A 26,344-nucleotide genomic window follows, 5' to 3' on the forward strand; every position below is an offset into this window, starting at 1 on the left:
TACGCCCCAGGTGCTACGCCCCAGATGCTATACCCCAGGCGCTGCACCGGCAGGTTGCATGCGTTGAGACAGCACTCGAGTGACGCCATCGCCACGCATAGTCACGCCATAAAGCACGTTCGCAACATCCATCGTTGGCTTCTGGTGCGTGATCACAATGAGCTGCGAATCCTGACGGAGTTCCTCCAGAAGGGCAATGAGCCGGCGCAGGTTGACGTCGTCGAGCGCCGCCTCAACTTCGTCGAGCACATAAAACGGACTTGGACGCGCACGGAAGATAGCGACAAGAAACGCCAAGGCTGTCAGCGATTTTTCACCACCGGAAAGCAGCGAAAGCCGCTTGACACGCTTCCCCGGTGGCCGGGCCTCAATTTCAATGCCGGTGGCCAACATGTCGTCTGGCTCGGTGAGCACCAAGCGCGCCTCACCACCCGGGAAGAGCGTCTGGAACACTCGCGGGAACTCGGCCTCCACATCCGTCCAGGCATCGGTGAACAACTGCAAGATCTGTGCGTCAACGTCCTCGATCACACCAGTGAGGTCTTTGCGTGCCTGAATAACATCATCAAGCTGCGTAGAAAGAAACGAATACCGCTCCTCCAACGCCTTGTATTCCTCCAATGCCAGCGGGTTGACCTTACCCAGCGCGCGCAGATCCTTTTCTGCCCGCTTGAGACGTTTCTCTTCTGCTTCGCGGTCAAAGTCCTCACCTGGGGTGTACCCATCAAGCAGATCGGCTACGGCGATGCCCAGGGTGGAGGTGATGTTGGCTTCGGCTTCGTCGATACGCACCTGTGCTTGCGAGCGGGCAATATCGGATGCGTGTGCGTTGTCGGTCAATCGAGACAATTGTTGGCGCGTGGCATTGACCTGCTGACGAGCTTGCTGCAACTGCCCCTGCAGGCTTGCGGTCTGGGCGGAGAGCTCATCGCGTTGCGCCGTCGCGCGTGCCAACGCGTCCTCGATTCGGGCGGCAAGGTCGCGCGCGTGCTTCTCGACGACCCCCGCTAGCTCCGCCTCTGCTCGACGCCTTGCCATCGCAGCGTCATGGCGGGCTTTCGCCTGACGTTCTTGCTCGGCTTGGCGGCGTAGCGCGTCTCCCTTGCCCGCTTCCGCCTCTGCCCGCTGTTGTGCAGTACGCGCGGCGAGAACGGCCTCCATTTCCATGGATTTGATGTGGTTTAGCGCGTTTCGGGCAGCGTCGCGTTCGGCAGATGACGGCTCCTCGGGTGAGGCGGATACGTCCGTGTCCACTCGGGTGAGGCGGTCGCGAGTTTCTTCCAGTTCGGTGCGGCGTTGCGCAAGCCGTGCGTCAGCTTCGTTGGCGCGCTGCGCAGCTCGTTCGTGCTCCGACTTGTTCGCTTCAGCTTGCTTGACCAGGCGGGTGCGATCGCGTCGCCAGGCTTCGAGTTCGGTGTCGTGTTCTCGAAGAGACGCACGCGCCGACGCGGCGTTGACTCGGGCTTCTTCCGCCGCAACCTTCGCACCTTCAAACGTGCCTGCGAGTTCGCTGAGTTGTTGGCGGGCCGTTTCAAGTTCCACGCGAGCAGCCTCGATGCGGGCGGAGACTTCAACCGTGGTTGCTTGCCCGGAGCCGGCTGCGATCCAGCCTTCGCCGACAAGTACGCCGTCGTGTGTGACGGCTCGTAATCTCGGGTCTTGTTCGACGACGGCACGAGCCAGCTCAACATTTTTTGCGACCACAGTGTCAGCGAGCAAACGTGTCACCGGACCAGCCACTGCATCGTCCAGCGTGACGTGGTCGAGCAGCCAGTCCACCTCAACGTCGGTCTCCAGGCGCCATGTGGAGCCGCCTCGTGTATCGACGACCACCGTACGACTCGCATTCCCCAACCGCGACACGGTCTCGTCGGACACATCACCTGCGAGCGCTTCGGCATAGTCGCCGAGGGCCGCCGCAAGCGCCGTTTCCAAACCTGCCTCTGTAGTCAGCAAACCCGCTAGCGGTGAGAAACCGTCGAGCAATTCGGCGGCATCCATTTTCGGCGTCTGCTCAGACAGCGTTGCAATGCGCGATTCAAGCGTTGCTACGTTACGTTCGTGTTCGCCCTGCTCAGCACGAAGTTGCTCTAGGCGCTTCTCTGCAGCGTCAGATTCGGTGTGGGCGCGGGCGAATGCGGCGTCGAGTGGAGCGCGTTCCGCCTCAAACGCCGCGATGCGTTCCTCAACGGACACAACCTCAGCGTCAGCTTGGCGTGCACGTTCACGGGTTTCTTGAAGCGTCTCGTCGAAACGCCGAATCTCCTCCTCAGCAGCTTCAACCGCTTGCGCCTGCGATTCTTCTTGAGCAAGCAGTCGCACTACGCCTTCGCGACGGTCCGCGATCGCACGCACCTGCGCCATGTGTTCGCGCTCAGCTTCATCGAAAGCTTCCTGTCGTTCCGCGACTTCTTCTCGTACCGTTTCCAGCTGTTCTGCTGCTTCTTCGGCTGCTTCGACGGCTTCCGCGTAGCGTTCGTCGGCAATCCGTGCCCGTGCTTCGAGGTCTTCCGGGTCTTGCCCGGCATAGGCAACATCGGCGTTGTGGCTCCGAGCACGCTCCGATGCGATGCGTTCCGTAGCACTCGCCCGTTCCGCCAGCGTCGATAGCGCAAACCACACCTGCTGTGCTTCTTGTGCTTTGGGCTGTACTTCCTGCTGCTGTGCTTCGATGCTCTCCTGCGCTTCGGTGTATTCCTCGAGTTGCGCGGTAACGGTTTCTACCTGTTCTTCGAGGAGTTCGGCGGCGCGGGCGGCGTCGGAAAGCTTCGCTCGCAAACGCACGACTTGGTCACCTGCGAGTTTGAGTTTGGCGTCGCGCAGTTCGGCCTGCACCGCCGCCCCACGTTTCGCGGCTTCTGCCTGCCGCGCCAACGGTTTGAGTTGCTTGCCCAGTTCGTCGGTGAGGTCGGTGAGGCGATCCAGGTTCGCCTGCATGCCGACAAGTTTGCGCTGTGCCTTCTCTTTACGACGACGGTGCTTCAGTACACCAGCGGCTTCTTCGATAAACGCGCGACGTTCTTCAGGGCGCGAATCAAGGATTTCGGAGAGTTTGCCCTGGCCGACAATGATGTGCATTTCGCGGCCGATACCGGAGTCGGACAGCAGCTCCTGAATGTCCATGAGACGTGCTTTGGAGCCGTTGATTTCGTATTCGGACGCACCGTCGCGGAACATGCGGCGAGTGATTGCTACATCGGTGTAGTCGATGGGCAATCGTTTGTCGGTGTTGTCGAAAGTAAGCGTGACTTCGGCACGTCCGAGTGGTTTGCGCCCGCCGGCACCGGCGAAGATGACGTCTTCCATCTTCCCGCCACGCAGGTTTTTCGCACCTTGCTCGCCCATCACCCACGCGAGTGCATCGACGACGTTGGATTTTCCCGAGCCGTTCGGCCCGACGACGGCGCAAATGCCCGGTTCGAATTTCATGGTTGTCGCGGACGCGAAAGACTTAAATCCTTTGAGCGTCAGCGATTTCAGGTGCATTCGCGCAATATTACCCGCTCGGGCGCGGCTTTTAGCGTTCGTCGAACCCTACCGCACCCTTCGGTGCGCTGTACTGGGCTTGCACATGGTTCACGCGCCCAGGGCGCCCCGAACCAGAGGGTGTTTCCCGCAAGAGCTTTTCAAGCTTTTCGACGCCACCCTGCTCCCCCTCCGCAACCACTTCAACGCGGCCATCTGCAAGGTTCTTGGCGTATCCCGCAAGCCCAAGTTCGAGGGCGCGGGAGCGTGTCCACCAGCGAAACCCAACCCCCTGGACTTCGCCGTGGACGTGGGCGGTCATGCGTTTCTCAGCCATACCGCCCGAGAATACAACTTAGATGCGGTCGTCTGCGCTGCGTCGGGTGACGGGGTCGGAGCCGTCCCAGAACTCAACGTTCTTGACTTCCGGCAGCATGTCGCGGTGGAAGACAGGGTCTTCTCCTCGGCGACGCTGTTCGTTGTAGTTCTTCAGCAGCTTCAGCGCTACCCCGCCGAGCGGAACGATTGCGATGATGTTGAAAAGCGCCAGAAGACCGGCCATCGTGTCGCCGAGGGCCCAAACGAGCGGCACAGATCCGAACGCACCGAAGATGACGAAGCCGAGAACAACAATGCGGAACGTGGTCAACGCGGACTTGGAGTCGGTGAGGTACTGCAAATTAGCTTGCGCCAAGTAGTAGTTACCGATCACGGAAGAAAACGCCAGGAAGAACAGGATGAACGTGATGGCGTGTGCGCCCCAGGCGCCGACAGAATCGGCGAGTGCAGACTGCGTCAGCGAGGCACCCTGGATGTCATCGCGGCCATAGGTGATTGCGGGGCCGAGCAGTACAACAAACGCGGTGATGGAGCACACGAGCAGGGTGTCAAAGTACACGCCGAGGGCCTGCACAAGTCCCTGCTTAACGGGGTGAGACACGGTCGCAGTCGCGGCAGCGTTTGGTGCCGAACCCATGCCTGCTTCGTTGGAGAACAAACCACGACGCATACCGTGTGCGAAGGCTGCGCCAACGGTCGCTCCTGCGACCTGCTTGAGGCCGAGTGCGTGGCCAACGATGAGTTCGAACATGCCTGGGATCTCGCGCCAATTGATCACCAGCACCGCGAGGCCAATCAAGATGTAGGCACCGGCCATGAACGGAACGATCACCTGGGTCCAAGATGCAATGCGGGTAACGCCACCGAAGATGATGAGCGCGGTGAGTGCGGCGACGACACCCGCCACGATGGTTTTCACAGCGACAGAGTCGTTGCCCAACGAACCGGAAACCGCTTCAGCAATCGAGTTGGTTTGGATGGCGTTGTATACAAAGCCGTAAGTGATGGCGAGGAAGGCAGAGAACAGCACCGCGAGTGGCTTCCATCCGAGGCCCCGGGTCATGTAGTAGGCCGGACCGCCGTGGTAGTTGCCGTCGCTGTCCTTGGTTTTCCACAGCTGGGCCAGCGTGGATTCGACGAATGCGGTCGCACCACCGAGCAAGGCGAGCATCCACATCCAGAACACCGCACCCGGGCCACCGATGGAGATTGCCAGTGCGACACCGGCGATGTTGCCGGTGCCGACACGAGAGGCGGCAGAGATGGTGAAAGCCTTGAAGGCCGACAAGCCACCGTACTCTTCATCGAGGTCTCGACCTTCGCGGTCTTTGCCCTTCGGGGTTTCTGCAACGGCTTTGAGCATGTCCGGGAACATGCGGATTTGAACGAATAATGTGCGCAAGCCGAAGTAGATGCCGGCAGCAACGAGGAACCACGGTACGAGGCTCCAAATCACGCCATTGAGCGATCCCTCGACAAATGAGGTAGCTGAATCCATGGCGGGCAGCTTATCCCTGGGTTGTCTCAATTACCCAACGTGATCGAGCGCACTACCCCTCTATGGATTTGGTCTGTACCTCTCCGGGTTGGATTGGCCCGTGGGTGCCAAACTCGCGTTGCCAGTACAGCAGCGGGCAGTTTGCGGTAACTTCGGTGGCAGTGACGTCAACCAAGACGAGGAAGTGGTCCCCTGCTTCGATGATGCGGCTAACGTTGCCGGCGATCCAGGTGTGGTCGCCGGCAAGTTTCGGTGCGCCGTCGGCAATGCGCCAATCCACCCCCGCGAAACGATCCTCGAGCTTGTCAGCGAACCTGCGCGCCAACTCGTTCTGTTCGGTGGACAGCACGTTGATACCGATCGGTGAGCCGATCTCCAACCTCGCGAGCAGCGATGACTTCTGGTCTAGCGAGACCAGCACCATCGGTGGTTCGAGAGAAAGTGACATGAATGCGCTGACCGTTGTGCCGTGTGCCGATGCTTGCGTCCCTGTCGTCACAATGGCAACTGCAGCGGCAACCTGGGACATCGCGACTTTGAACGTCTGCTGATCAACCATGTCTTCTAACCTAGAGCACTTGGCAAACCGGGCAGTAATAACTGGAACGGCCGTTGATCACGGTGCGGGCGATCTCCGTTCCGCATCGCGCACAGGGTTTTCCGGCTTGACCGTATGCATTGAGAGAGCGTGCGAAGTATCCGGAGGCTCCGTTGACGTTGACATAGAGGGCATCGAAGCTCGTGCCGCCTTGCTCGAGCGCCCGGGCCATTACGTCACGCGATGCCTCAAGCACTGCTTCGGCGTCGCGTTGTCGCATGGTGCGCGCTTTACGCCAGGGTTTGAGGTTTGCAGACCACATTGCTTCATCGGCGTAGATCGAGCCGATTCCACTGACAATTTCTTGGTTGAGCAGCACCGTTTTCAGAGCCGAATTCTTCCGGCGCATCGCGCGCGCTGTCTCTCGCACATCAAATGCATCCTCGAAAGGGTCCGGCGCAATATGGCCCGCAGGACGAGGCACCCCGTCGACGAGGTCGGTGTATTGCCAGAATCCGAACGTGCGCTGGTCGACGAAACACAGCTCACATGTGCCCATGTCTGCGCGAATTCGCAAATGCGGCGATGTCACTTCGCCATGCTTTGCGACGAGCATCTGCCCACTCATCCTCAAATGCACCAGCACCGCTGCCCCATTGTCCAGCAGTAGCCACAAGTACTTGCCCCGTCGGCCCGTATCGACGACGGTACGTCCCGGCAGCACTCGCTCAAGATCAACTTCGTTGCCACGCGATGCACGTGGGTGAAGCACTTCGACGCGGCCGAACGTGAGGCCGACTATGTGTTGTTGGAGCCCCCGGCGGATCACCTCAACTTCTGGCAGTTCAGGCATGTCCCAGGGTGGCCTCGGCAGCGTGGTCGCGCAGGTAGACCAGTGCCTGTTGCGCTGCTTCCTGTTCCGCGAGTTTCTTGTTCGGCCCCACGCCCTTACCTCGCACGACGCCGTTGATTAGTGCTTCGGCGTGGAAGGTTTGCTCGTGGTCCGGACCGGTCGCCTCAGAGCGATACTCTGCAACAGGGAGCTTCAGTTCTGCCACACGAACTTGCAGTGCGGTCTTCCAGTCCTTGTTCTTTTTGCTTACGGTGGCGTGACGCAGTTTCTCGTCGAAAAGCCGCAGGATCACGTCGCGGGCAGTCGCGAATCCATGCTCGAGATATATCGCGCCGAGCACAGCCTCTGTTGTGTCGGCAAGAATCGACTCTTTATCGCGCCCACCAGTCAGTTCTTCACCTTTGCCAATGAGAACGTGCTGGCCGAGGTTGATCTCACGGGCGATGTCGGACAAGCCGTAACGCGACACAATCGCTGCGCGCATTGGAGAAAGATCGGACTCGGGACGCGACGGGTAAAGCTCAAAGAGCTTAGTTGCCACGGTCAGACCTAAGATGGCGTCGCCGACGAACTCGAGTCGCTCGTTGTTGGGCAGTTGGTTGTGTTCGTTGGCGAACGAGCGGTGAGTCAGCGCAAGTTTGAGATTGTCGCGCTCGATGTTGACGCCCAGTTTTTCCAGCAGTGGCGCATGGTCTACTGCCCCATAGGCGTCTTCCCATGCTTGTTCGGCGTTGGCGGGTTTCCTGCGTGAACGGCTCACAGGAACTTCTCCAGATCTGCCCAACGTGGGTCGACGAGGTTGTTTTCTTCGCCCGATACACCGTCCGGCACGGGAACGTCGGTATCGCCGGCGCATTCTGGCTGGCAGGACGGGTTGAACGGCAGGTTAAGCCCAGCTTCGTTCACAAACCCTTGCTCTAGGTCGACAGTATCGCCTTCGACACGGGCAATTTCGTCCCCCGAGCCACGGTCTTCTTCTTCCTCTGCGTCTCCGGTGATGAAATCATCTGAAGTGGAAAACACTTCGGAGATCTGGAGCGTTTCGGTGGGGGTCAGATCTTTAAGGCAGCGCACACACTGGCCTACAAATTCGGCAGTCAGGGTCGCATCGACCATGATGCCGGAGCCAAGTGGGGTCAGGGTGGCTTCTATCTTGACCTCTCGGCCTTCAGGAATAGCGATCATTTCCGGGCCGATACGCGACGGGGATGGCCCCGTCTGCGTCAGGGTTTCCGGCAGTCCGTCGCCTTTGAGGACGCCGGAAACATCAAATACGAAAGGATTGTTAGCCATAGCCCTTTCAGACTACAACGAATCGCTTCCCTTGCTAGTACTCGTCGGCTTCACCCTGGCCACGGCGAGCGCGGTCTGCACCGGAGACGCCCGCCCCACGACGCAGCGCGGAGCGGTCGGTGGAGACAGTGCGCAGCACGGTGTTGAGGGTCTCCTCGAACTCTGCGAGCTTGGAGTCGACATAGTCGTCGCACTCTGCGCGCAGGCGGGAGGATTCAGCGTGTGCGTCTTCGACAAGGCGATGTGCCTCTTCGTCTGCGCGACGCATGACCTCAGACTCGGAGATCAAGCGCTTCTGCTCCTTCAGGCCCTGGTCGACGGAGCGCTGGTATTCCTCGTTGCCGGTTTCCACAAGGTGATCGGCTTCGCGCTGAGCACTGTTGATGGTGGTTTCTGCAATGTCGCGAGCGCGGGTGATCATCATGTTCGACTCTTCCTCGGCGCCCGAGACGAGTCGAGTTGCGTGGTCCTGGGCGTCCGACAGCACCGTCTCCGATTCGGCTTGGGCGTCGGAAACGATGCGACGGGCGTCCTCTTCGGCGTCGCCAACGAGAACGTCGGCGCGTTCCTGGGCCCCGCGCAGGATTTCGTCCTGCTTGTCCAGAACGTCCTGGGCATCGTCTAGATCGCCGGGCAGGGCGTTGCGGAGGTCGTCGAGAAGAGCGAGCATCTCATTGCGGGGCACCATGCAGTTGGAGGTCATCGGCACGCCGTAGGCCTGCTCCATCGTCTGCACTAACTCATCGAGGGCTTCAAAAACGCGGTACATAGTTGCACAGCGTACTGGATGAAGCTCTAAATCACGCCTTGCGCCAGCATCGCGTCGGCAACCTTTTTAAACCCAGCGATATTTGCGCCCACAACATAGTCGCCCGCGCGGTCATATTCTTCCGCGGTTCGTGCAGCGGTCTTGAAAATGTTGGACATGATGCGCTGCAGACGGTCGTCGGTGTATTCGAAGGACCAGGAGTCACGGGAAGCGTTTTGCTGCATCTCCAGCGCAGAGGTAGCAACACCACCGGCATTAGCCGCTTTACCTGGGCCGAAAGAGACCTTATTAGCCCGGAAGACCTCGGTCGCTTCGTGCGTAGACGGCATATTGGCGCCCTCCGCGACGTACTTCACACCGTTGTCGACGAGGCGTTGGGCATGCTCGCCGTTGAGCTCATTTTGGGTTGCGCACGGCAACGCCACGTCAGCTTCGAGGTCCCAAATGGAGCCGTCGGTGTGGTAGGTCGCCCCGGTGGCTTCTGCGACATAGTCGGAAACGCGTCCGCGACGGTTTTCCTTGATGTCGATCAGGAGCTCAGTATCAACCCCATTCGGGGTCTCCACCCAACCGGAGGAGTCGGAGAAGCCAACGACAGTTGCACCAAGCGCCTGCGCCTTCTTGATCGCATAGGTGGCAACGTTGCCGGAGCCAGAGACAATCACGCGTGCACCGTCAATGGATTCGCCGTTGGTACGCATCATTTCGTCGGTGAAGTACACAGCGCCGTACCCCGTGGCTTCCTTGCGCACGAGGGAGCCACCCCATGTCAGCCCCTTACCGGTGAGCACGCCCGACTCGTGCTGGTCCACCAGGCGGCGGTACTGGCCAAACAGGAAGCCGATTTCGCGCCCACCCACGCCGATGTCACCCGCGGGGACGTCGCGGTATTCGCCGATGTGGCGCCACAGTTCAGTCATGAAGGATTGGCAGAAGCGCATGATCTCAGCGTCGGACTTCCCCTTCGGGTCGAAGTCGGACCCGCCTTTGCCGCCGCCGATGGGCAGACCGGTGAGCGAGTTTTTGAAGATCTGTTCAAAGCCAAGGAATTTGATGATGCCCAGGTTCACGCTCGGGTGGAATCGCAGACCGCCCTTATAGGGGCCGAGCGCGGAGTTGAACTGGACACGGAAGCCACGGTTGACGCGCACGTTGTTGTCATCGTCGATCCACGGGACGCGGAAGATGATCTGACGCTCCGGCTCGCAGAGGCGCTCGATGAGGCCGTAGTCGGCGTAGTGCGGGTCTTTTTCCAGGACGATCTTCAGAGAGTCGAGCACCTCGGCAACTGCTTGGTGGAACTCGGGTTCTCCCGCGTTTCGCTCGAGCACCCTGTCGTAAAAACTCGCAACTTCCTGGTCGATTGCACTCATGTGACCCCGCCTCCAATTTCTATAGGCTTGCAGAATTGTTTACCGGAAAGATGCTACAACACATCTCGCCCGCCCGCGGAATTTTGCGGTCTTCCGGTTAAACTTGCCCGCATGTCTTCCTCTTTCGACCCGGCTCCGTCGCCGAAAATCGTCATCGCCCCGGATTCGTTTAAGTCCACTGCTACTGCGCAGGAGGCTGCTGAATGGCTGGCAGAGGGTGTGACAAGCGTGATCCGCGATGCCCAAATCATCCTTGCCCCGATGGCCGACGGTGGCGAGGGCACGTCCGCGTTGTTTGAGGGGGAACGCATTTGCTTACCGACGACCACAGCAGACGGTCGCCTTACCGAAGCCGAATACACATTCCACGCCCCCTCCTCCACCGCCTATATCGATGTGTCTGCTGCTTCTGGGTTGCCCGCTGTGGAAAAGCCGGCCCCGCTGACCGGCGACACTTACGGCACCGGTGTGCTCATCGCTGATGCGGAGACCCGCGGCGCGAAACGTATCGTGCTTGGTCTCGGTGGCACCGCAACGGTCGATGGCGGTACCGGCATTCTGGTGGCGCTCGGTGTCAACCCCCTCGACGCTGCTGGCTATCAGCTAAAACCTGGCGGTGGCGCTTTGGAAAACCTTGCGGATTTCGACACTGCCAAAGTCAATGTCCCTGCTGGCGCTATGGAGTGGGTGCTGCTCACTGACACGTCTGCACCAGCAACAGGCCCGAACGGTGCAGCTCACGTGTTCGGCCCACAAAAGGGCGCTACCACCGACGATGTTGAACTCTTGGACCGTGGCCTTGCTCGACTGTGCGAGGTCGCAGAGATCGACCCCACAACCCCGGGGCTTGGTGCGGCGGGCGGCGTGGGCATCGGCCTGACATGGCTTTCCACCATGCTGCACGGGACCGATTCCCACGTGCATATCGTGCCCGGCGCGCGCGTTGTCGCAGATTCCAACGGGCTGACTGAGCAGATCGATGGCGCTGCGTTGGTGATCACCGGCGAAGGTCGCTTCGATGGACAGACAGGCACCGGCAAGGTGGCGTCTGTGGTCGGCGATCTTGCTGCGGAAGCAGGTGCGGTATTCGCGATTGCTGCAGGGCGTTTCGACGAGCAGCCCGCCGACGGAACTCTCGCAGTGACGCTGCCCGAGATTGACGACGTCCGCGAGCAGCTCGTTCGCGCCGGTGCGGAGATTGCGGTCGCTTACCTCAACACTTCAACTGTCCAGGGATAAATCGACGGGGCCTCGAACTTGTCCTGGTCCTCGAGCGCCACGGGGTCGCGTGGCAGGTCGCGCTTGGGGGTCAGGATGCGTGAGAGCCCCATAGCGAGGCGGTTAATACTGTCCGCGCCTTCGGACTCGATGCGGTAGCGGTGGATTTCAGCGTCGTCTGCTGGCTCGCCGCGGTCGTGTTCATAGGTTTCGGCGAGCTGGGCGTGCACGGTGTCGTCGATACGCACTTGCTCCATAGTCACGCTGCCGGAGGTGAGCATCTCGCGGCGCACCAGGATGTCGAGGGCGCGCTGGAATGCGTCGCGTACCTCTGGAGCTGCCGCGGGTGGGACGAGGACGTCGAATTGAATGACAGACATGGGCATAAGGCTAGACGCTCGGGGCGGTAGGGTGTCGTTCATGTCTCACGCTGCTGTCAACCCGACGCCCGCGCAGCACACAGCGCTGCAACGTATGAAGGACGGCACGTTAAAGCAGGTCAATCCGTTCACCGGAACCCATGTGTGGACGGTGCCTGGCCGTGGCAACCGTCCGCTTCACCCCCAGCCGAACGAACCTGCAGCACTTGGCCCCGGCGCGCACACCGATACGTGTAATTTCTGCGCGGACCGCATGCTGCATACTCCCCCGGAGCGTTCGCGACTGGTGACTACCAGCACGGGTTTCGACATTCTGCGCAATGTCATGCCGGATGAACTCGATGCGACACAGGCCGACTTTCGGCGCGTGCCCAACCTGTTCGAGATCGTTTCTTACGACTACTGGCGCGAAAACTATGGTGCGGAAATGTCAAAAGATTGGCAGGAGCACATGGAGCGCTACCTGTCGGACCCGTCTGGCCGACACCACGTGTTGGATATTGTGCGCACGCGCTTGTCTGCGTCGGGTCAGGATCCGGATCTGCCGGACGAGCAACTGCTCAGCATCGCGCCTGCTTATTTTGGTGGTGGGCACGACGTCATCATTGCAAGGCGGCACTTTATCGACGACGCCCGCGACACCTCCGACCTCGCAGGCTCAGGCTCGCTCACTGCGGATGAGCATTACCAGTTCATCGCCTTCACCGTCGATTCGTTGCACGACCTCATCACTCACCACCGTCACGCCCGCTATGTTGTGGTGTTTCAAAACTGGCTCGCCGCAGCCGGCGCGTCCTTTGAACACCTGCATAAGCAGTTGGTTGCTATCGACGAGCATGGCGTCAACGCTGAGTCCGAAATCGCCAAGTTGCAGCAGCACCCGAACATGTACAACGACTGGGGTGTGAACCCCGCTTTCGACAACAACCTGGTCATCGCGGAGAACGACCACGCCGTCCTAGTTGCCGGTGTGGGGCACCGCTACCCCACGATGACGGTGTATTCGAAGTCGGAAGCATGCGAGCCATGGCTGCACACTGACGACGAGGTCCGTGCCATGTCGGACCTGCTCCACGCCGCACACGCCGCGACCGGTACCCGTGTGGCCACGAACGAAGAGTGGCACTACAAACCACACGATGTCGAGGTGCCAATGCCGTGGCGTATCAATGTGAAGTGGCGCATCTCTACTGTTGCGGGTTTTGAGGGCGGCACGCAGATCTTCGTCAATACGCTTTCGCCCTTTGATGTCCACGACCGCGTCACCACGGAACTGGAGCGCTTGCGTGCCGTGGGAACGGTCGCGCCTAGTATCCGTATAGGCCAAGAATGCACGCCTAGGCCGAACGTGCTGCGCTATACCCAAGGTTTGGCCCCGAACGTAGAGAGGTAACGAGACTATGAGCAACATCGCCGACATCTTGGATACGTACCAGGTTGATGCAGCCTGGCAGCGCCGACTCTACGAGGAACTGCACGCTAACCCGGAGCTCTCCATGCACGAGGAGGAGACCTACCAGCGAATCCTGCATGAGTTGAAGCCGCTTGATTGCGAGGTTGTTGCCCCGATTGGCAAGTACGGCATCTGCGCAGTCTTTCGCAACGGTGAAGGCCCGACAGCGCTCTACCGAGCCGACTTTGATGGCCTTCCGGTCACGGAGCGCACCGGCGTACCGTTTGCTTCCCGCAAGGTGGTCACCACTGCGGATGGGCACACGACCGGCACGATGCACGCTTGCGGCCACGACATCCACACCACGGCTCTGCTGAGCTTGTGCCACGTCATGGACAACACGCGCGACCACTGGTCGGGCACGTTTATCGCATTGTTCCAGCCTGGCGAGGAGCTGGCTGCGGGCGCCCAAGACATGGCCGATGGCGGCCTGGCTGAGAAGGTGCCCACCCCGGACGTGGTGTTGGGCCTGCACGTGATGCCTGGTCGCGCTGGCGAGGTCATGTCCAAGCCCGGCCCGCAGTTCGCTGCTTGTGATTCGATCAGGGTGCACATTCCCGGCCGTTCGGCCCACGGTTCGATGCCGCACAACTCGGTGGATCCCACGTTTACTGCCGCGATGATTATCGCTCGTCTGCAGGCGATTGTGGGGCGTGAGGTCAATCCGGCGGATTTCGCGGTGGTCACCGTCGGCAGCATGAGTGCTGGGCGCGCGATCAATATCATTCCAGGGTCGGCGGAGTTGGTGCTCAACTGCCGTTTCTACGACGACAAGGTCAAGGCACGCGTGTATGCCGCCATCGAGCGTGTTGTCCATGCCGAGGTAGCTGCCTCGGGCGCGGAGGGCACGGCTGGCATCGAGTACTTTGCTCACGGCGAACTGTTGGACAACGACGAGGCGGTCTTTTCCGCAGTGCGCGCGAACTTCGATGCGGTGTTCGGTGAGGACTCGGTCACGTCGGATCCGAAGACGGTTTCCGAGGACTTCCCGATCATCGGTCAAACGTTTGGGGCGCCGTACCTCTTCTGGCTCATCGGATGCACCCCGCGCGACGTGTGGGATCGTGCTGTCGCGGAGGATAGGGTTGCCGAGGATGTTCCGGTCAACCATATGCCGAACTTCCTGCCGGATTATGAGCCCACGATTTCTGCTGCCACACGCTCGGCCGCAGTTGCTGTCTTGACCTACCTAGCTGGCTAACTGGCGGTACGCTTGGGCGCCATGACGTTCTCCAAGCAGTCACCCACATTTGAGCAGACGATCGCAGGCCATGTCCGTGGCTTTGCCGGCAAGTCGCCGCAAGCCGCAACCGTAAAGAAGTTTTGGACCGGCTTGTCGGCCGCTGTCGTTGAGCAGATCGCCGACGATTGGGATGAAACCCGCAACGCCTACCGCAAGGCTCGTCGCGCTGCGTATTTCTCGGCGGAGTTTTTGCAGGGCCGTGCGCTGCTGAACAATCTGACAAACCTTGGGCTCGTCGATAAGGCTGAGGCGGTGACCCGCGAGTTGGGCCACGAGCTCTCCGACGTGTTGGAGGCAGAACACGACGCGGCACTGGGCAATGGCGGGCTCGGCCGCCTCGCCGCCTGCTTCTTGGATTCGGCAGCGACGCAGGACTATCCGCTGACCGGCTATGGCCTGCTGTACCGCTACGGGTTGTTCCGCCAGGAGTTCGAGGACGGCTTCCAGCGCGAGCACCCGGACCGTTGGAAGGAATCGTTCTACCCGTTTATCGTGCGTCGTGGCTCTGAGCAGCGCATTGTTCATTTCGACGACATGGATGTGCGCGCAATTCCGTACCACATGCCGATCACGGGTTACGGCACGAACAATGTGGGCACACTGCGTCTGTGGGACGCTTCCCCGATCGATGAGTTCGACTATGACGCGTTCAATTCTCAGCGCTTTGCCGACGCGATCCTTGAGCGCGAGGCTGTCCACGACATCACGCGTGTGCTCTACCCGAACGACACCACGTACGCCGGCAAGTTGCTGCGCGTGCGTCAGCAATACTTCTTCGTGTCTGCATCGTTGCAGGAACTTATCGACGACTACCGCGCCGCCCACGGCGACGACCTGCGCAACTTCCATAAGTACAACTCGATCCAGCTCAACGACACACACCCGGTGCTCGGCATTCCTGAGCTAATGCGTTTGCTTATGGACGAGCACGGACTCGGCTGGGACGACGCCTGGGAAGTCACCACCAACACGTTTGCCTACACCAACCACACGGTGCTGCAGGAGGCGCTGGAGACCTGGGAGGAGTCCATCTTCAAGCAGCTCTTCTGGCGCATCTGGGAGATTGTGGAAGAGATTGACCGCCGTTACCGCCTTGATATGGAGGCCCGCGGGGTGGATCCAGAAACGGCGCACCACCACTCCCCGATCCACGACGGTCGCGTCCACATGGCATGGATCGCCTGCTACGCCTCCTATTCGGTCAATGGTGTGGCTGCGCTTCACACGGAGATCATCAAACGCGACACGCTCGGCTTCTGGCACGGGTTGTACCCGGAACGTTTTAACAACAAGACCAACGGTGTGACCCCTCGCCGTTGGCTGCGTATGTGCAACCCGCGCTTGTCCGAGCTGTTGGACCGTCTCGCGGGTTCGGACGAGTGGGTCACCGACCTGTCCAAGCTGCAGGAGCTACGCCACTTCGCGGACGACCCGGATATCATGCGCGAGCTGCGCGAGATCAAGGCAGCGAACAAGCGAGACTTCGCCGGATGGATCAACGCCCGCCAGGGTGCGGTGATCGACCCAGACTCGATCTTTGACACCCAGATCAAGCGTCTGCATGAGTACAAGCGCCAGTTGATGAACGCCCTGTACATCTTGGATTTGTACTTCCGGATCACCAAGGATGGCGAGCACAACATCCCGAAGCGCACGTTCATCTTTGGTGCGAAGGCGGCCCCGGGTTACGTCACGGCGAAGGGCATCATCAAGCTCATCAACACCATCGCTGAGCTGGTGAATAATGATCCGGTTGCTTCCCAGTACATCCATGTGGTGTTCGTGGAGAACTACAACGTCTCCCCCGCCGAGCAGATCATCCCGGCAACGGATGTTTCCGAGCAGATTTCCACCGCTGGCAAAGAGGCCTCGGGCACATCGAACATGAAGTTCATGATGAATGGCGCGCTCACGCTGGGCACGATGGACGGCGCGAATGTGGAGATCGTCGATGCTGTTGGCGAGGACAACGCCTACATCTTCGGCGCCCGCGAGGAGGACCTGCCGGAGTTGAAGACGCACTACAACCCGCGCCAGGTTGCGGAGCAGACCCCAGGGCTCATGCGCGCACTCGATGCGCTTGTCGACGGCACCTTGGATGACCGTGGCACCGGAGCCTTCCACGACATTCGCGCATCGCTTCTCGACGACAACGGCTACGGCGAGCGCGACGTCTTCTACGTCTTAGGCGACTTCGCTGATTTCCGTGCGACTCGCGACCGTATGGCCGCTGACTACTACGCCGACCAGGACGAGTGGGCGCGGAAGTGCTGGATCAACATTTGCGAGTCTGGCCGATTCTCCTCCGACCGCACCATCCGCGACTACGCCGACGAGGTCTGGAAGATCAGCCCAACCCCGATCAACTAATCGCGCACCATGCGTTTGGTGGTGATCTTGTCCCGCTCATGGGTTTTCGACTCACCATCAAACGCAAAGCCTTGCTTGGTGTAGAAGGCCTGGGCGCGGTCGTTGAAGTCTGCCACCCAGAGAAATGCTGGTTCGCCGGGGTGGATGACGGCGTCGAGAAGCTTCGGCGCCACTCCGGTCCCTGCTGCGTCCTCGAGCAGGTACAGGTTGCGAAGTTCGGTGCGCTCGCCTGGGATGCCGTACGCCAACCCGATGATCTTTCCGTCAAACTCCGCGATTGCGACGCGGCCGTTCGGGTTGCGGAAGTACTCGACCCACTGTTGTTCGAGTGCTGCGTGATCGTCGAGGACGTCGTCGTCAATATGCCCCCGGAATGCTTGGGCACGGGAGCGGTAGTGCATGTCGGCAATGGCGATGGCGTCTTGTGCGCTTGCTTGTCGGATGCTGGCGTCCATGCGCGTCAACGCTATACGATTCCGAATCGATGATCCTGCTCATTGACAATTACGATTCATACACGTTCAACCTCGCCCACCTCATCGCCGAGGCTGCCGGCCGCGAACCACTCGTTGTGCCTGCTGGCGAGGGTGCTGACCTTCCACAGCGTGTGCGCGCCGGCGAGTTCAGCCACGTTGTGATCTCCCCCGGGCCAGGTACCCCCGAACGCGAGGAAGACTTTGGTACGTCCCGGCGCGTGATTGAGGCTGCCGCCGATTCCGGGGTCCCGCTGCTGGGCGTGTGTCTGGGACACCAGGGTCTGGCGATGCTCGCAGGGGCCTCCGTCACTCGTGCTCCGGAGCCTCGCCACGGGTTCGTTTCCACAATTACCCATTCCGGTGAGGGCATTTTCGCTGGTATTCCGCAGGGTTTTCAGGTGGTGCGCTACCACTCTCTGCACGTCGAGGAAATCCCCGGCGTCACCGTGCACGCTCGCAGCGAAGACGGCGTCATCCAGGCGCTCAAGGTCGATGGCGCTCCGCATTGGGGTGTGCAGTTCCACCCCGAATCGGTGCTGACTGAGCACGGCGCCGCGATCATGCGTAACTTCCTCGGCGGCTGGCGGTTGCTGCACCGCGAGGTGCCCGGCGCACTCGACTGCCAGCGCGTCTTCAACGCGATCAATCGCGACGGCAACGATGCGTTTTTCCTCGATTCCGCCGACCCCCGCGGGCGTTTCTCCATCCTCGGAGACACCGCGGGCGCCCTGTCGCGCTCGTTTCGCTATTCGCTTGGTAGCGACCCCGATATCCTCCACACCCTCCAACGCGAACTGTCCGCCCCTCTCCACGACGCGCCTGACCTGCCCTTTACCGGCGGTGTCATTGGGTACCTCGGCTACGAGTGCGCGGAGCTTACCCTTCCGATCACGCTGCGCCACCGCTCCCCATACCCGGACGCTTACTTTGTGCGCCCGCAATCGTTCATCGTTTACGACCACGAGGCCGAAATCGCCCACTTGTGTGCACTCGCCGGCGACGGCACGGATGCACTCCTTGACCGCCTCGAGAAGGCCTTGGATGGGGCGGACGGTGCGCGGGGGTCGTCGATTAGCAATGGTTCCTGGAGCAACCCTGATTACCTCGACTGCATCGAGAAAGCACAGGACCTGCTGCGCGCCGGTGAGAGTTACGAGGTCTGCCTGACCGACACCTACACCGCCGAAGCAACCGGCGAGATCTATGCGCCGCTGCGTGAGCACAACCCCGCGCCATATGCCGCGCACCTCATCTTCGACGGTGTGGAAGTCGCCAGCGCCTCGCCCGAACGTTTCCTCACCGTGCGTGGCCGCGAGGTGGAGGCCAAGCCGATCAAGGGCACCATTCCCGCTGATCAGGACCCCGCATTGCTTCACGACGACAAAACCCGCGCCGAAAACCTCATGATCGTCGACCTGCTGCGCAACGATCTTTCCCGCGTCTGCGAACCCGGCAGCGTACAGGTCCCGGGTCTGATGCAGGTGGAGTCGTATGCCACCGTGCACCAACTGGTTTCCACCATCACCGGGCAGCTACGCGAGGGAGCCACTGCCGTCGACGCCATCCGTGCCACCTTCCCGCCCGGTTCCATGACCGGCGCACCGAAACTACGGACGTGCGAAATCATCGACCGGCTGGAAACCTCCCCGCGCGGCGTCTACTCGGGCGCGCTCGGCTACATCGGGTTCGACGGCCAAGCCGACCTGTCGGTGGTCATCCGCGCCGCAGTACGCGCCGGCTCCACTGTGACAGTCGGTGCAGGTGGCGCGATCGTGCTCGCCTCCGACCCTTCCGCTGAGATCGCCGAGCGCAACCTGAAGGCCCAGTCCGTTTTAGGAGCGTGGGATGCGTAAGTACGCCTGGCACGGCGCGTTTGTTCCACGTGACTTCCTTGACGGCCCCATCGACGTCGCAGATTCTTGGCGCCACTCCTCCGGCAGCACCAACGGCCTCAGCCTGCACATCGAGCGCTTCACTCGCACCGCCGGTCCGCTCCCCGCCGGGTTTGTCGACGCGATGCTGCCGCTGCTCAGCGAAGGCGAACTCTTCCCCCGCATCGCGCTCTCCTCAGGGCTTTTGCTTCTCGACGTCCGCCCCGCCCCATCCCCTCGCCCCACCACCTCACTGACCTACACGCAAGCCCCAGACCCGCGCACCCAGCCCGAGGTGAAAGGCCCCGACTTCGCCGCATTTCACGCGTACCGTTCGCGGTACCAGGTGGAGGGGACGGACGACACGGTGATCGTCGATAAGCATGGCTCCATGCTGGAGACCACCACCGGCGCGCTCGTGATGTGGGACGGCGACTCCCTGTGTCTGCCCGACGGCGTGTGGCTGCCGAGTGTCACACTGCACCAGGTTGTCGCGCGCGCCGAGAAGTTAGATATGCGGGTGGAGCGCCGTCAGCTCAAACCCGAACTCGCCGCCAAGCACCCGTTGTGGTTCCTCAACTCGCTCCACGGCATTAGCCCCGTCAGCGAACTGCATGTAGGCGACGATGTGATCACTCCGCCGGTCCACCCAAGTTTCAACGAGTGGCGCGACTGGTGGTGGGGCAGTTTTACGACCGAATGGCACATCGAGGCATAGCGAAACACCGTGGGTCCCCAGGACTATGCCGCTGCATAGTCTCTACAACCGCCAACACACTATGCCGCTGCATAGCGTCGCACCACCGCCGGGTCCGAAACCGAACGAGCCTCCGGGACTATGCCGACCGCTCGGCGAGCACGCGCCCTGTTGCGGTGTCGCACTTTGCGAGCTCTGACGGGGTGCCCGAAGCCACAACTTGTCCGCCGTCGGCGCCAGCGCCGGGGCCCATCTCGATGACACGGTCCGCCTGCGCGATCACGGAGACGTCATGCTCGACCACGATCACGGTTTGGCCTGCATCGACGAGGCTGTTGAGTTCCTTGACTAGCAGTGAGATGTCGGCCGGATGCAGGCCGGTGGTGGGCTCGTCGAGGAGGTACACGGTGTGGCCCCGGCGCGAGTTGCGGGAGCGCTGCAACTCGGTGGCGAGTTTGATGCGCTGTGCCTCGCCACCGGACAGTTCGGGCGCGCCCTGGCCGAGGCGCAGGTACCCCAGCCCCACGGCTTGCAGAGTTTCGACGGCGCGCAGGATCTTCGGTTCGTCGGCGAATACGTCGGCTGCTTCGTCGACGGTCAACTCCAGCACGTCCGCAACACTGAGTCTTTCCCAGGTCACTTCGAGGGTTTCGTCGTTGTAGCGTGCACCGCCGCAGTCGGGGCAGGTGGTGTACGAGCCGGGCAGGAACACTAGCTCGACTTCGATCTTGCCGGCGCCGCCGCAGGTCGGGCACTGTCCTTGCTTGACGTTGTAGGAAAAGCGCGACACGCTCCATTTGCGTCGCTTTGCTTCGTCGGTGTTGGCGAAGAGTTTGCGCACGCCGTCGAAGAGTCCGGTGTAGGTGGCCAGGGTTGACCGCGGGGTGCGCCCGATCGGCTTTTGGGTAATTTGCACGACGCGGGTGACAGCGTCAAAGCCATCATGCTTATCGACGCCCCACTCGCCCTCCTGTCCCACCTCATCGTCTTCATCAACAACGGTAGAGGCGGCGTCGCGAAGGACACCGGCGAGAACGGTGCTGACCAGCGTCGACTTGCCTGAACCAGACACACCAGCCACGGCGGTGAACTGCCCCATCCCAAACGACACATCCAGGCCGTCGATGGAGCGGGCCGAGACACCGGACAGGGAAAGTTCGCCGGTGGCGGCGCGGGGGTCGTCGTTAAGCGAGAGCTTGCGGTTGGCAAGCGCGCGGGCAGTTGGCGCATCGCCGGAGTATTCGCTGGTGGGGCCGGAATAGACCACTTCGCCGCCGCGCTCACCCGCGAGCGGCCCGACGTCGACGAGCCAGTCAGTCTGGGCAACGAGTTCCATGTCGTGTTCCACCAAGAGAACGGAATTGCCTGCGTCGATGAATCGGCGGCAAATATCCAGCACCGCACCACGCTCGGACGGGTGTAGGCCCGCTGACGGCTCGTCGAGCACATACGCCACACCGAACAGGCCGGAGCGCAGCTGCGAGGACAAACGGATGCGCTGCAACTCACCCGCGGACAACGTGGGCGCGGGCCGATCCAGGCTCAAGTGCGCAAGGCCCAAGTCGAGTGCGGACTGCACCGCGGGCAAAATCTGTTTGAGCAGCAAGTCTTCGGCGGAGCCCTCCGAGGGCTTCTGTGCCGCGAGTACCTCATAGACACGGTCGAGAGGCAAGGCGCCGAGTTGGTCGATGGGCATGCCAGCATAGGTAACCTTGAGTGCTTCCGGGTTGAGGCGACGGCCGTGGCAGGTCTCGCAGACGCGTGACTCCATGTAGGACAGCACGCGTTTGCGCAGGGTATCGGACTGTGTTTCGGCGAGTGTACTGGTCAGATACGACGCCACAGATCGCCAGGTGCCTTTGTAGTTTCGCTGGATCTGGTCCGCGCCGCGCAGCGGTTTCACGGTCACCACGGGGCGCTCGTCGGTGAACAGGATCCAGTCACGGTCCTTCTTCGGCAGATCCTGCCAGGGTGAATCGAGGTCGTAGCCCAGCGTCTGCAAAATGTCGTGGAAGTTCTTACCTGCCCACGCGCCAGGCCAGGCTTTAATCGCGCCCTCCTCGATGGATAGCGTCGGGTCCGGCACCATCGACTCTTCGGTTGGCTCGTGCACGACACCTGTGCCCTGGCACGTCGGGCACATGCCTTCCGGCGTGTTGGGCGAAAACGAGTCGGAGTACAGCCCCTTCGGGTTATCGCCAGCGCGCGAGTACAGCAGGCGGATGCTGTTGGACAGCGCCGAGACCGTCCCCACCGTCGAGCGCGCCCCGCCCCCGGAGGTGGACTGTTCGAGCGCCACGGTCGGCGGCAGTCCCTCAACCGCGCCGACCTGCGGGTCTACTGCAGAACCAATCAGGCGACGCGCAAACGGCGCCACCGATTCAAGGTAGCGCCGTTGTCCCTCCCCGTGGATGGTGCCGAACGCCAGCGACGACTTGCCGGAGCCTGACACCCCTGTCACCGCAACGAGAGTGCCGCGTGGGATATCCACGTCCACGTTGCGCAGGTTGTGTAGGTGGGCATCGCGTACTTGGATTCCAGCATGTGTTTCAGGCATGCCCACCAGGGTAACGCGTTAGGGGTTTCGCGTGTCCTCGCCGAGTTGGTGCACGAGGATCGTGTTGGTAGTGCCCGCAACTCCTGGCGGGGTGCCCGCGACGACCACCATGGTGTCGCCTTCGTGGTACTGGTCCATGGCCAGCAATTGCTTGTCCACAACCTTGACCATCTCGTCGGTGCTGTTGACCTCATCGCACAGGAACGTCTCCGCACCCCAGGTCATGGCGAGTTGCGAGCGGACCTGCTGCACCGGTGTGAACACGAGCAGTGGCAGGTCCGGGTGCAGACGCGCCACGCGGCGTGCAGTATCGCCGGAGGTCGTAAACGTGACAATCGCACGTGCGTTAAGTCGCTGCGCAATGTCGTTAGCCGAGTAGGACACCACGCCACGCTTGGTGCGCGGAATGTGGTTCAGCGGCGGGACGTTGCCCATCGTTTCAGCAGAGCGGACGATGCGGCTCATGGTGCGCACCACGTTGTGCGGGTCCACACCCACGGATGTCTCGCCGGACAGCATCACGGCGTCCGCGCCGTCGAGCACAGCGTTGGCCACATCGGAGGCCTCCGCGCGGGTCGGGCGGGAGTTCTCAATCATCGAGTCGAGCATCTGCGTAGCGACTATCACCGGCTTCGCATTCTCACGCGCAATCTGAATCACACGCTTCTGCACAGCCGGCACCTGCTCGAGCGGGATCTCCACACCCAGGTCACCACGAGCGACCATCACGGCGTCGAATGCAAGGATGATGGACTCCAACGCGTCGACAGCCTCGGGCTTTTCCAGCTTTGCGACGACCGGCACGCGCCGGCCGACCTCATCCATGATCTCGTGCACGAGCTCGACATCAGACGGCGAACGGACGAACGACAACGCAATAATGTCCACGCCGAGCTTCAGCGCGAACCGCAGATCTTCCTTGTCCTTCTCGCTCAGCGCAGGCACGGAGATGTCCATGCCCGGAAGCGACACGCCCTTGTTGTTCGACACCGGGCCGCCCTCGGTGACGCGGCAGACTACGTCGTTGCCGTCGATGTCGGTGCAGACGAGGCCGACCTTGCCGTCGTCGACAAGCAAACGGTCCCCCGGCTTCGCATCCTTGGCCAGCTGCTTGTACGTCGTAGACACACGGTCGTGCGTACCTACAACATCGTCGACGGTGATGCGGACGGTTTCGCCCGTCTCCCAGTAGGTTTTGCCGTCGCCTTCAAAGCGGCCAAGGCGAATCTTCGGGCCCTGCAAGTCCGCCAAAATGCCGACCGCATGGCCGGTCTCATCAGTGGCTTCGCGCACCCAACGGTAATTCTGCTCGTGATCCGGGTAATCGCCGTGCGAAAAGTTCAGGCGCGCGACATCCATGCCGTCGCGCACGAGTCCTAAGATCGCATCCTTGCTGGCCACAGCGGGACCGAGCGTACAAACGATCTTCGTTTTCCTATCCACGTTTTCCAACCTCACCTTCGTAGGCTTCTCGCGTGTCTTCCACCGCAACACGGTACTCCGGATTGTCCTCTTCTGCCGTGGACGGTGCGTTGTAATCCGGATCGACCTCTTCCGGGGTCTCGCGCCCCTTCGGTGTGCGCATGAACATCACCACCGCGATGATGAACAAGATTGCGGTCATCCAGGTGTTGACGCGCAGGCCGAGGATGAGCGTGGCTTCGTCGCTACGCATCAGCTCGATGAAGAACCGGCCAAGGGTATAACCCGCGACATAGAGCCAAAACACGCTGCCATGGCCCAGGCGCCGGCGGCGGTCAATCCAGATGAGCAGGAAGAACACCGCAACGTTCCAGATCAGCTCGTAGAGGAACGTCGGGTGCACGCTCGCGATCACCTCACCGGTGGACCGGCCGGTCAGCGGCGCGAACTCCCCCGCCTCGTTGACGCGGTAGTAAATATCCAGCGCCCACGGCACATTGGTTTCGGCCCCATAGAGCTCCTGGTTGAAGTAATTGCCCAACCGGCCGATGCCTTGGGCGAGAATCACCGTCGGCGCAACTGCATCCGCAAGTGGCGCGAACGGAAGGCCCTTGCGGCGCATCATCACCCACACGCACAGGGTTCCCAGCGCGACTGCGCCGATGATGCCCAACCCACCCGAGGTGATGTCGAAGGCCTTCCACGGGTTCTTGCCCTCACCGAAGTACTTATCGTAATCCGTGATCACGTGGTAAAGGCGCCCGCCGATAATGCCGGTCGGGATAATCACGATCGCTGCATCCCAGATCGTCTCCGGATTACCACCGCGGGCCTTGTAGCGACGCAGGGAAATCAACAGCGCGACAACAATGCCCGCCATGATGCACAGCGCATAGGCACGAATCGGAATCGGTCCGAGCTGCCACACCCCCTGCGGCGGGGAAGGAATGTTTGCCAGAAGTGTTGTTTGCACGCCCAACAGTGTGCCAGTTTAATTCCGCGATGGACAGGCTGGGTGCTGTCCCGCGGCCGCCAAAGAGCGGGTTGCCTCGTACACATCGCCAGACGCCATCACAGCCTCCGCTGCCAACACGGCATCCGCACCACACGCGGCGGCGTCCATCAGGTCACGCGGAGTGGTCACACCACCCAGGCTGATCTTGATCACTTCGGTGGGAAGCCCCGGCGCGATATCCGCAAAGGCGTTGCGGTTGAGGTCGTTGGTGTCAAAGGTCCAGGAGTTCACCGCGATCACACTCACGCCGGCCTTAAGGGCCCGATCCGCCTCCGCTGGCGTGCGCACCTCGGCCACACCGACCATGCCCAGCGATTCCACTCGGTCCAGCAGTGCCTCCAGGCGCGGCTGTTCGAGGATGCCTACCTGCAGCGGGAGCATGTCGGCGCCGTAGCAGCGGGCCTCGTGGATCTGGTACGGGTCGACGATGACATCGCGACACACCATCGGCAGGCTTACGGCTGCGCGGGCGTTGGCCAGATCTGCCAGGGAGCCGTCGAAACGCAGCCGCTCTGTCTGGCAAGCGATGAGGTGGGCGCCACCGCGCTCGATGTCTTGGGCAACCGACTCGATCGAGCGTCTGCCTACCGCGGTTGGGCCAAAAACTGGCGAGTTGCGTTTGATCTCCACGATGACCCCGCAGCCGTGGCGCAAAAGTGCTGCTTTAGCATCGCGGGTTGGGGGCATGTCGCGCGAGCGGGCCTTGATTTCCTGGAACGGCACGACCGCTTCGCGTTTTTCGACATCACGGAGCACACCAGCGACAACGTTTGATACCGCGCTCGGTGCCGACATGCGCCTACCTCCAGGTGATACGGCCTATAGCGCTATAGGTTAGCGGTTGCCCTGCGTAGGACGAAAATCCTCGTCACCAGTTTCGGTCGGGTCGATATCCGCGTCGAGCGCATCCCACATCACGCGTCCGGAATCCGGCTCCTCTTTCAGGTCGTGACGGATGGTTTCTTTGCGCACAGCTTCCTTCTCGTATTTGTGTTGCTTCGGCGCATCCTCGCCAGGCTTGACGACGAGCATCGCACCGCCAATCACCCCCAGCACACATCCCACGATCGTGAGTACTGGGCCTACCACAGCAACGTCGGCGGCGGTGATCTCCGCCCAGTTCGCAATAGCAGCGGAGGACGTATCCGTGGCTGCCTGTTCCGCCCCTGCCGTCAAGATGGCGTGGATACGCTCATGGTCAGCACCACGCGCCAGAAGCGCTGCTGCTGGGATGACAGCAGCAGCGGCGGCGAGCGCGCAAATTCCGCCGATAACACGACGACCGACCTTGCGCAACGCAAACGCGGCAATCGCACCGGCGAGCAGCAGCACCGCCACTGCGGTGATCTCGGTGGACCACTCCGCGCCGGTGATGGTTGCTACACCTTCGCCGGAGAGGTCGTCGTTGTACTTCGCGGTCACCCAGTCCATGCGGGAAAAGCCCCACATCACCGCACCCGCCACACCGAGCAGCAGTGCACCGGTTTTGTTCTTCTTCATCTGAAGCGTCCTTC

General features: G+C 61.5%; 22 protein-coding genes. 6 read left to right on the top strand and 16 right to left on the bottom strand.

The annotated features are described in order from the left end of the window. Nucleotides 1–27 precede the first annotated feature (27 nt). Genes smc through gdhA form a run of 9 tightly spaced genes read right to left on the bottom strand, consistent with a single transcriptional unit; the run spans nt 28 to nt 10,128 of the window. Nucleotides 28–3,486 carry a chromosome segregation protein SMC gene (smc, locus tag HMPREF2734_RS06640; protein WP_070570030.1) on the bottom strand — a complete coding sequence of 1,153 codons (3,459 nt, stop codon included), beginning with the start codon at nt 3,484–3,486 and terminating at the stop codon, nt 28–30. 31 nt (nt 3,487–3,517) lie between these two features. After that, nucleotides 3,518–3,802, bottom strand: coding sequence for an acylphosphatase (locus tag HMPREF2734_RS06645; RefSeq protein ID WP_070422246.1), 285 nt, complete (start codon nt 3,800–3,802; stop codon nt 3,518–3,520). An 18-nt stretch (nt 3,803–3,820) separates the two neighbouring features. Beyond that, nucleotides 3,821–5,302: an alanine/glycine:cation symporter family protein gene (locus HMPREF2734_RS06650; protein WP_070570032.1), complete on the bottom strand. Its 1,482-nt coding sequence runs from the start codon at nt 5,300–5,302 to the stop codon at nt 3,821–3,823. Between the two features lie 52 nt (nt 5,303–5,354). Beyond that, nucleotides 5,355–5,861, bottom strand: coding sequence for a flavin reductase family protein (locus HMPREF2734_RS06655; protein WP_070422244.1), 507 nt, complete (start codon nt 5,859–5,861; stop codon nt 5,355–5,357). A 10-nt stretch (nt 5,862–5,871) separates the two neighbouring features. Next, complete coding sequence (gene mutM / locus HMPREF2734_RS06660; protein ID WP_070570034.1) at nt 5,872–6,693, bottom strand: bifunctional DNA-formamidopyrimidine glycosylase/DNA-(apurinic or apyrimidinic site) lyase; 822 nt, start codon at nt 6,691–6,693, stop codon at nt 5,872–5,874. Then, a complete protein-coding gene (gene rnc / locus HMPREF2734_RS06665) occupies nt 6,686–7,453 on the bottom strand; it encodes a ribonuclease III (protein WP_070422242.1) in 768 nt (255 codons plus the stop codon). The genes mutM and rnc overlap by 8 nt, the downstream gene beginning before the upstream one ends. Then, nucleotides 7,450–7,986 (bottom strand): YceD family protein, encoded by a 537-nt coding sequence (locus HMPREF2734_RS06670; protein WP_070570036.1) that lies wholly within the window; start codon nt 7,984–7,986, stop codon nt 7,450–7,452. Before HMPREF2734_RS06670 ends, rnc begins: the two co-directional genes overlap by 4 nt. A 34-nt stretch (nt 7,987–8,020) precedes the next feature. Further along, nucleotides 8,021–8,755, bottom strand: a complete 735-nt coding sequence (locus HMPREF2734_RS06675) for a DivIVA domain-containing protein (protein WP_070422240.1) — start codon at nt 8,753–8,755, stop codon at nt 8,021–8,023. Between the two features lie 26 nt (nt 8,756–8,781). Next, the gene (gdhA, locus tag HMPREF2734_RS06680; RefSeq protein ID WP_070422239.1) at nt 8,782–10,128 is read right to left on the bottom strand and encodes an NADP-specific glutamate dehydrogenase; all 1,347 of its coding nucleotides are present in this window, start codon (nt 10,126–10,128) and stop codon (nt 8,782–8,784) included. A 111-nt stretch (nt 10,129–10,239) separates the two neighbouring features. Here gdhA and HMPREF2734_RS06685 point away from each other — a divergent pair, with 111 nt between their 5' ends. Beyond that, entirely contained in the window at nt 10,240–11,367 is a 1,128-nt protein-coding gene (locus HMPREF2734_RS06685) for a glycerate kinase (protein WP_070570038.1), read from the top strand. Here HMPREF2734_RS06685 and HMPREF2734_RS06690 read toward each other — a convergent pair. Next, a complete protein-coding gene (locus HMPREF2734_RS06690; protein WP_070422386.1) occupies nt 11,337–11,726 on the bottom strand; it encodes a hypothetical protein in 390 nt (129 codons plus the stop codon). The two genes, HMPREF2734_RS06685 and HMPREF2734_RS06690, sit on opposite strands and share 31 nt — an antisense overlap. Nucleotides 11,727–11,766: 40 nt before the next feature. Between HMPREF2734_RS06690 and HMPREF2734_RS06695 the strand changes: the two genes are divergently transcribed. The 3 genes from HMPREF2734_RS06695 to HMPREF2734_RS06705 are packed head-to-tail and all read left to right on the top strand — an operon-like array spanning nt 11,767 to nt 16,792. Next, the gene (locus HMPREF2734_RS06695; RefSeq protein WP_224213725.1) at nt 11,767–13,119 is read left to right on the top strand and encodes a DUF4921 family protein; all 1,353 of its coding nucleotides are present in this window, start codon (nt 11,767–11,769) and stop codon (nt 13,117–13,119) included. Nucleotides 13,120–13,126: 7 nt separating this feature from the next. Next, nucleotides 13,127–14,380, top strand: coding sequence for an amidohydrolase (locus HMPREF2734_RS06700; protein WP_070422237.1), 1,254 nt, complete (start codon nt 13,127–13,129; stop codon nt 14,378–14,380). Between the two features lie 21 nt (nt 14,381–14,401). After that, a complete protein-coding gene (locus HMPREF2734_RS06705; RefSeq protein ID WP_070570040.1) occupies nt 14,402–16,792 on the top strand; it encodes a glycogen/starch/alpha-glucan phosphorylase in 2,391 nt (796 codons plus the stop codon). Here the strand turns inward: HMPREF2734_RS06705 and HMPREF2734_RS06710 are convergent. Then, nucleotides 16,789–17,247 (bottom strand): GNAT family N-acetyltransferase, encoded by a 459-nt coding sequence (locus tag HMPREF2734_RS06710; protein WP_070450949.1) that lies wholly within the window; start codon nt 17,245–17,247, stop codon nt 16,789–16,791. The genes HMPREF2734_RS06705 and HMPREF2734_RS06710 overlap by 4 nt on opposite strands. A gap of 29 nt (nt 17,248–17,276) precedes the next feature. Here HMPREF2734_RS06710 and HMPREF2734_RS06715 point away from each other — a divergent pair, with 29 nt between their 5' ends. Both HMPREF2734_RS06715 and HMPREF2734_RS06720 read left to right on the top strand, forming a co-directional pair. Next, nucleotides 17,277–19,121, top strand: coding sequence for a chorismate-binding protein (locus tag HMPREF2734_RS06715; RefSeq protein WP_070570042.1), 1,845 nt, complete (start codon nt 17,277–17,279; stop codon nt 19,119–19,121). Beyond that, nucleotides 19,114–19,857, top strand: coding sequence for an aminotransferase class IV (locus HMPREF2734_RS06720; protein WP_070570044.1), 744 nt, complete (start codon nt 19,114–19,116; stop codon nt 19,855–19,857). The genes HMPREF2734_RS06715 and HMPREF2734_RS06720 overlap by 8 nt, the downstream gene beginning before the upstream one ends. A 118-nt stretch (nt 19,858–19,975) precedes the next feature. On the opposite strand, the gene HMPREF2734_RS06725 is transcribed toward HMPREF2734_RS06720, so the two are convergent. From HMPREF2734_RS06725 to HMPREF2734_RS06745, 5 genes are read right to left on the bottom strand one after another with little or no spacing between them, the layout of a single operon-like run. Continuing rightward, nucleotides 19,976–22,393 carry an excinuclease ABC subunit UvrA gene (locus tag HMPREF2734_RS06725; RefSeq protein ID WP_070570046.1) on the bottom strand — a complete coding sequence of 806 codons (2,418 nt, stop codon included), beginning with the start codon at nt 22,391–22,393 and terminating at the stop codon, nt 19,976–19,978. A gap of 18 nt (nt 22,394–22,411) precedes the next feature. Next, a complete protein-coding gene (gene pyk, locus HMPREF2734_RS06730) occupies nt 22,412–23,836 on the bottom strand; it encodes a pyruvate kinase (protein ID WP_070570220.1) in 1,425 nt (474 codons plus the stop codon). Then, a complete protein-coding gene (gene lgt, locus HMPREF2734_RS06735) occupies nt 23,829–24,788 on the bottom strand; it encodes a prolipoprotein diacylglyceryl transferase (protein WP_070422383.1) in 960 nt (319 codons plus the stop codon). Before lgt ends, pyk begins: the two co-directional genes overlap by 8 nt. A gap of 18 nt (nt 24,789–24,806) precedes the next feature. Beyond that, nucleotides 24,807–25,625, bottom strand: coding sequence for an indole-3-glycerol phosphate synthase TrpC (locus tag HMPREF2734_RS06740; RefSeq protein WP_070422231.1), 819 nt, complete (start codon nt 25,623–25,625; stop codon nt 24,807–24,809). 39 nt (nt 25,626–25,664) lie between these two features. Next, nucleotides 25,665–26,330 carry a TIGR02234 family membrane protein gene (locus tag HMPREF2734_RS06745; protein ID WP_070483936.1) on the bottom strand — a complete coding sequence of 222 codons (666 nt, stop codon included), beginning with the start codon at nt 26,328–26,330 and terminating at the stop codon, nt 25,665–25,667. Nucleotides 26,331–26,344 lie beyond the last annotated feature (14 nt).

The organism is Corynebacterium sp. HMSC055D05 (assembly GCF_001810365.1).
In the GTDB taxonomy this organism is placed as follows: Bacteria; Actinomycetota; Actinomycetes; order Mycobacteriales; family Mycobacteriaceae; genus Corynebacterium; species Corynebacterium coyleae.

Bases quoted from the DNA above. Each gene is read 5' to 3' on its own strand.
- HMPREF2734_RS06695 (WP_224213725.1), top strand. From the start codon at position 11,767: ATGTCTCACGCTGCTGTCAACCCGACGCCCGCGCAGCACACAGCGCTG.
- mutM (WP_070570034.1), bottom strand. From the start codon at position 6,693: ATGCCTGAACTGCCAGAAGTTGAGGTGATCCGCCGGGGGCTCCAACAA.
- gdhA (WP_070422239.1), bottom strand. From the start codon at position 10,128: ATGAGTGCAATCGACCAGGAAGTTGCGAGTTTTTACGACAGGGTGCTC.
- HMPREF2734_RS06700 (WP_070422237.1), top strand. From the start codon at position 13,127: ATGAGCAACATCGCCGACATCTTGGATACGTACCAGGTTGATGCAGCC.
- smc (WP_070570030.1), bottom strand. From the start codon at position 3,486: ATGCACCTGAAATCGCTGACGCTCAAAGGATTTAAGTCTTTCGCGTCC.
- HMPREF2734_RS06710 (WP_070450949.1), bottom strand. From the start codon at position 17,247: ATGGACGCCAGCATCCGACAAGCAAGCGCACAAGACGCCATCGCCATT.
- HMPREF2734_RS06645 (WP_070422246.1), bottom strand. From the start codon at position 3,802: ATGGCTGAGAAACGCATGACCGCCCACGTCCACGGCGAAGTCCAGGGG.
- HMPREF2734_RS06720 (WP_070570044.1), top strand. From the start codon at position 19,114: ATGCGTAAGTACGCCTGGCACGGCGCGTTTGTTCCACGTGACTTCCTT.
- HMPREF2734_RS06715 (WP_070570042.1), top strand. From the start codon at position 17,277: ATGATCCTGCTCATTGACAATTACGATTCATACACGTTCAACCTCGCC.
- HMPREF2734_RS06745 (WP_070483936.1), bottom strand. From the start codon at position 26,330: ATGAAGAAGAACAAAACCGGTGCACTGCTGCTCGGTGTGGCGGGTGCG.
- HMPREF2734_RS06655 (WP_070422244.1), bottom strand. From the start codon at position 5,861: ATGGTTGATCAGCAGACGTTCAAAGTCGCGATGTCCCAGGTTGCCGCT.
- HMPREF2734_RS06650 (WP_070570032.1), bottom strand. From the start codon at position 5,302: ATGGATTCAGCTACCTCATTTGTCGAGGGATCGCTCAATGGCGTGATT.
- HMPREF2734_RS06740 (WP_070422231.1), bottom strand. From the start codon at position 25,625: ATGTCGGCACCGAGCGCGGTATCAAACGTTGTCGCTGGTGTGCTCCGT.
- HMPREF2734_RS06705 (WP_070570040.1), top strand. From the start codon at position 14,402: ATGACGTTCTCCAAGCAGTCACCCACATTTGAGCAGACGATCGCAGGC.
- HMPREF2734_RS06685 (WP_070570038.1), top strand. From the start codon at position 10,240: ATGTCTTCCTCTTTCGACCCGGCTCCGTCGCCGAAAATCGTCATCGCC.
- HMPREF2734_RS06725 (WP_070570046.1), bottom strand. From the start codon at position 22,393: ATGCCTGAAACACATGCTGGAATCCAAGTACGCGATGCCCACCTACAC.
- HMPREF2734_RS06690 (WP_070422386.1), bottom strand. From the start codon at position 11,726: ATGTCTGTCATTCAATTCGACGTCCTCGTCCCACCCGCGGCAGCTCCA.
- HMPREF2734_RS06675 (WP_070422240.1), bottom strand. From the start codon at position 8,755: ATGTACCGCGTTTTTGAAGCCCTCGATGAGTTAGTGCAGACGATGGAG.
- HMPREF2734_RS06670 (WP_070570036.1), bottom strand. From the start codon at position 7,986: ATGGCTAACAATCCTTTCGTATTTGATGTTTCCGGCGTCCTCAAAGGC.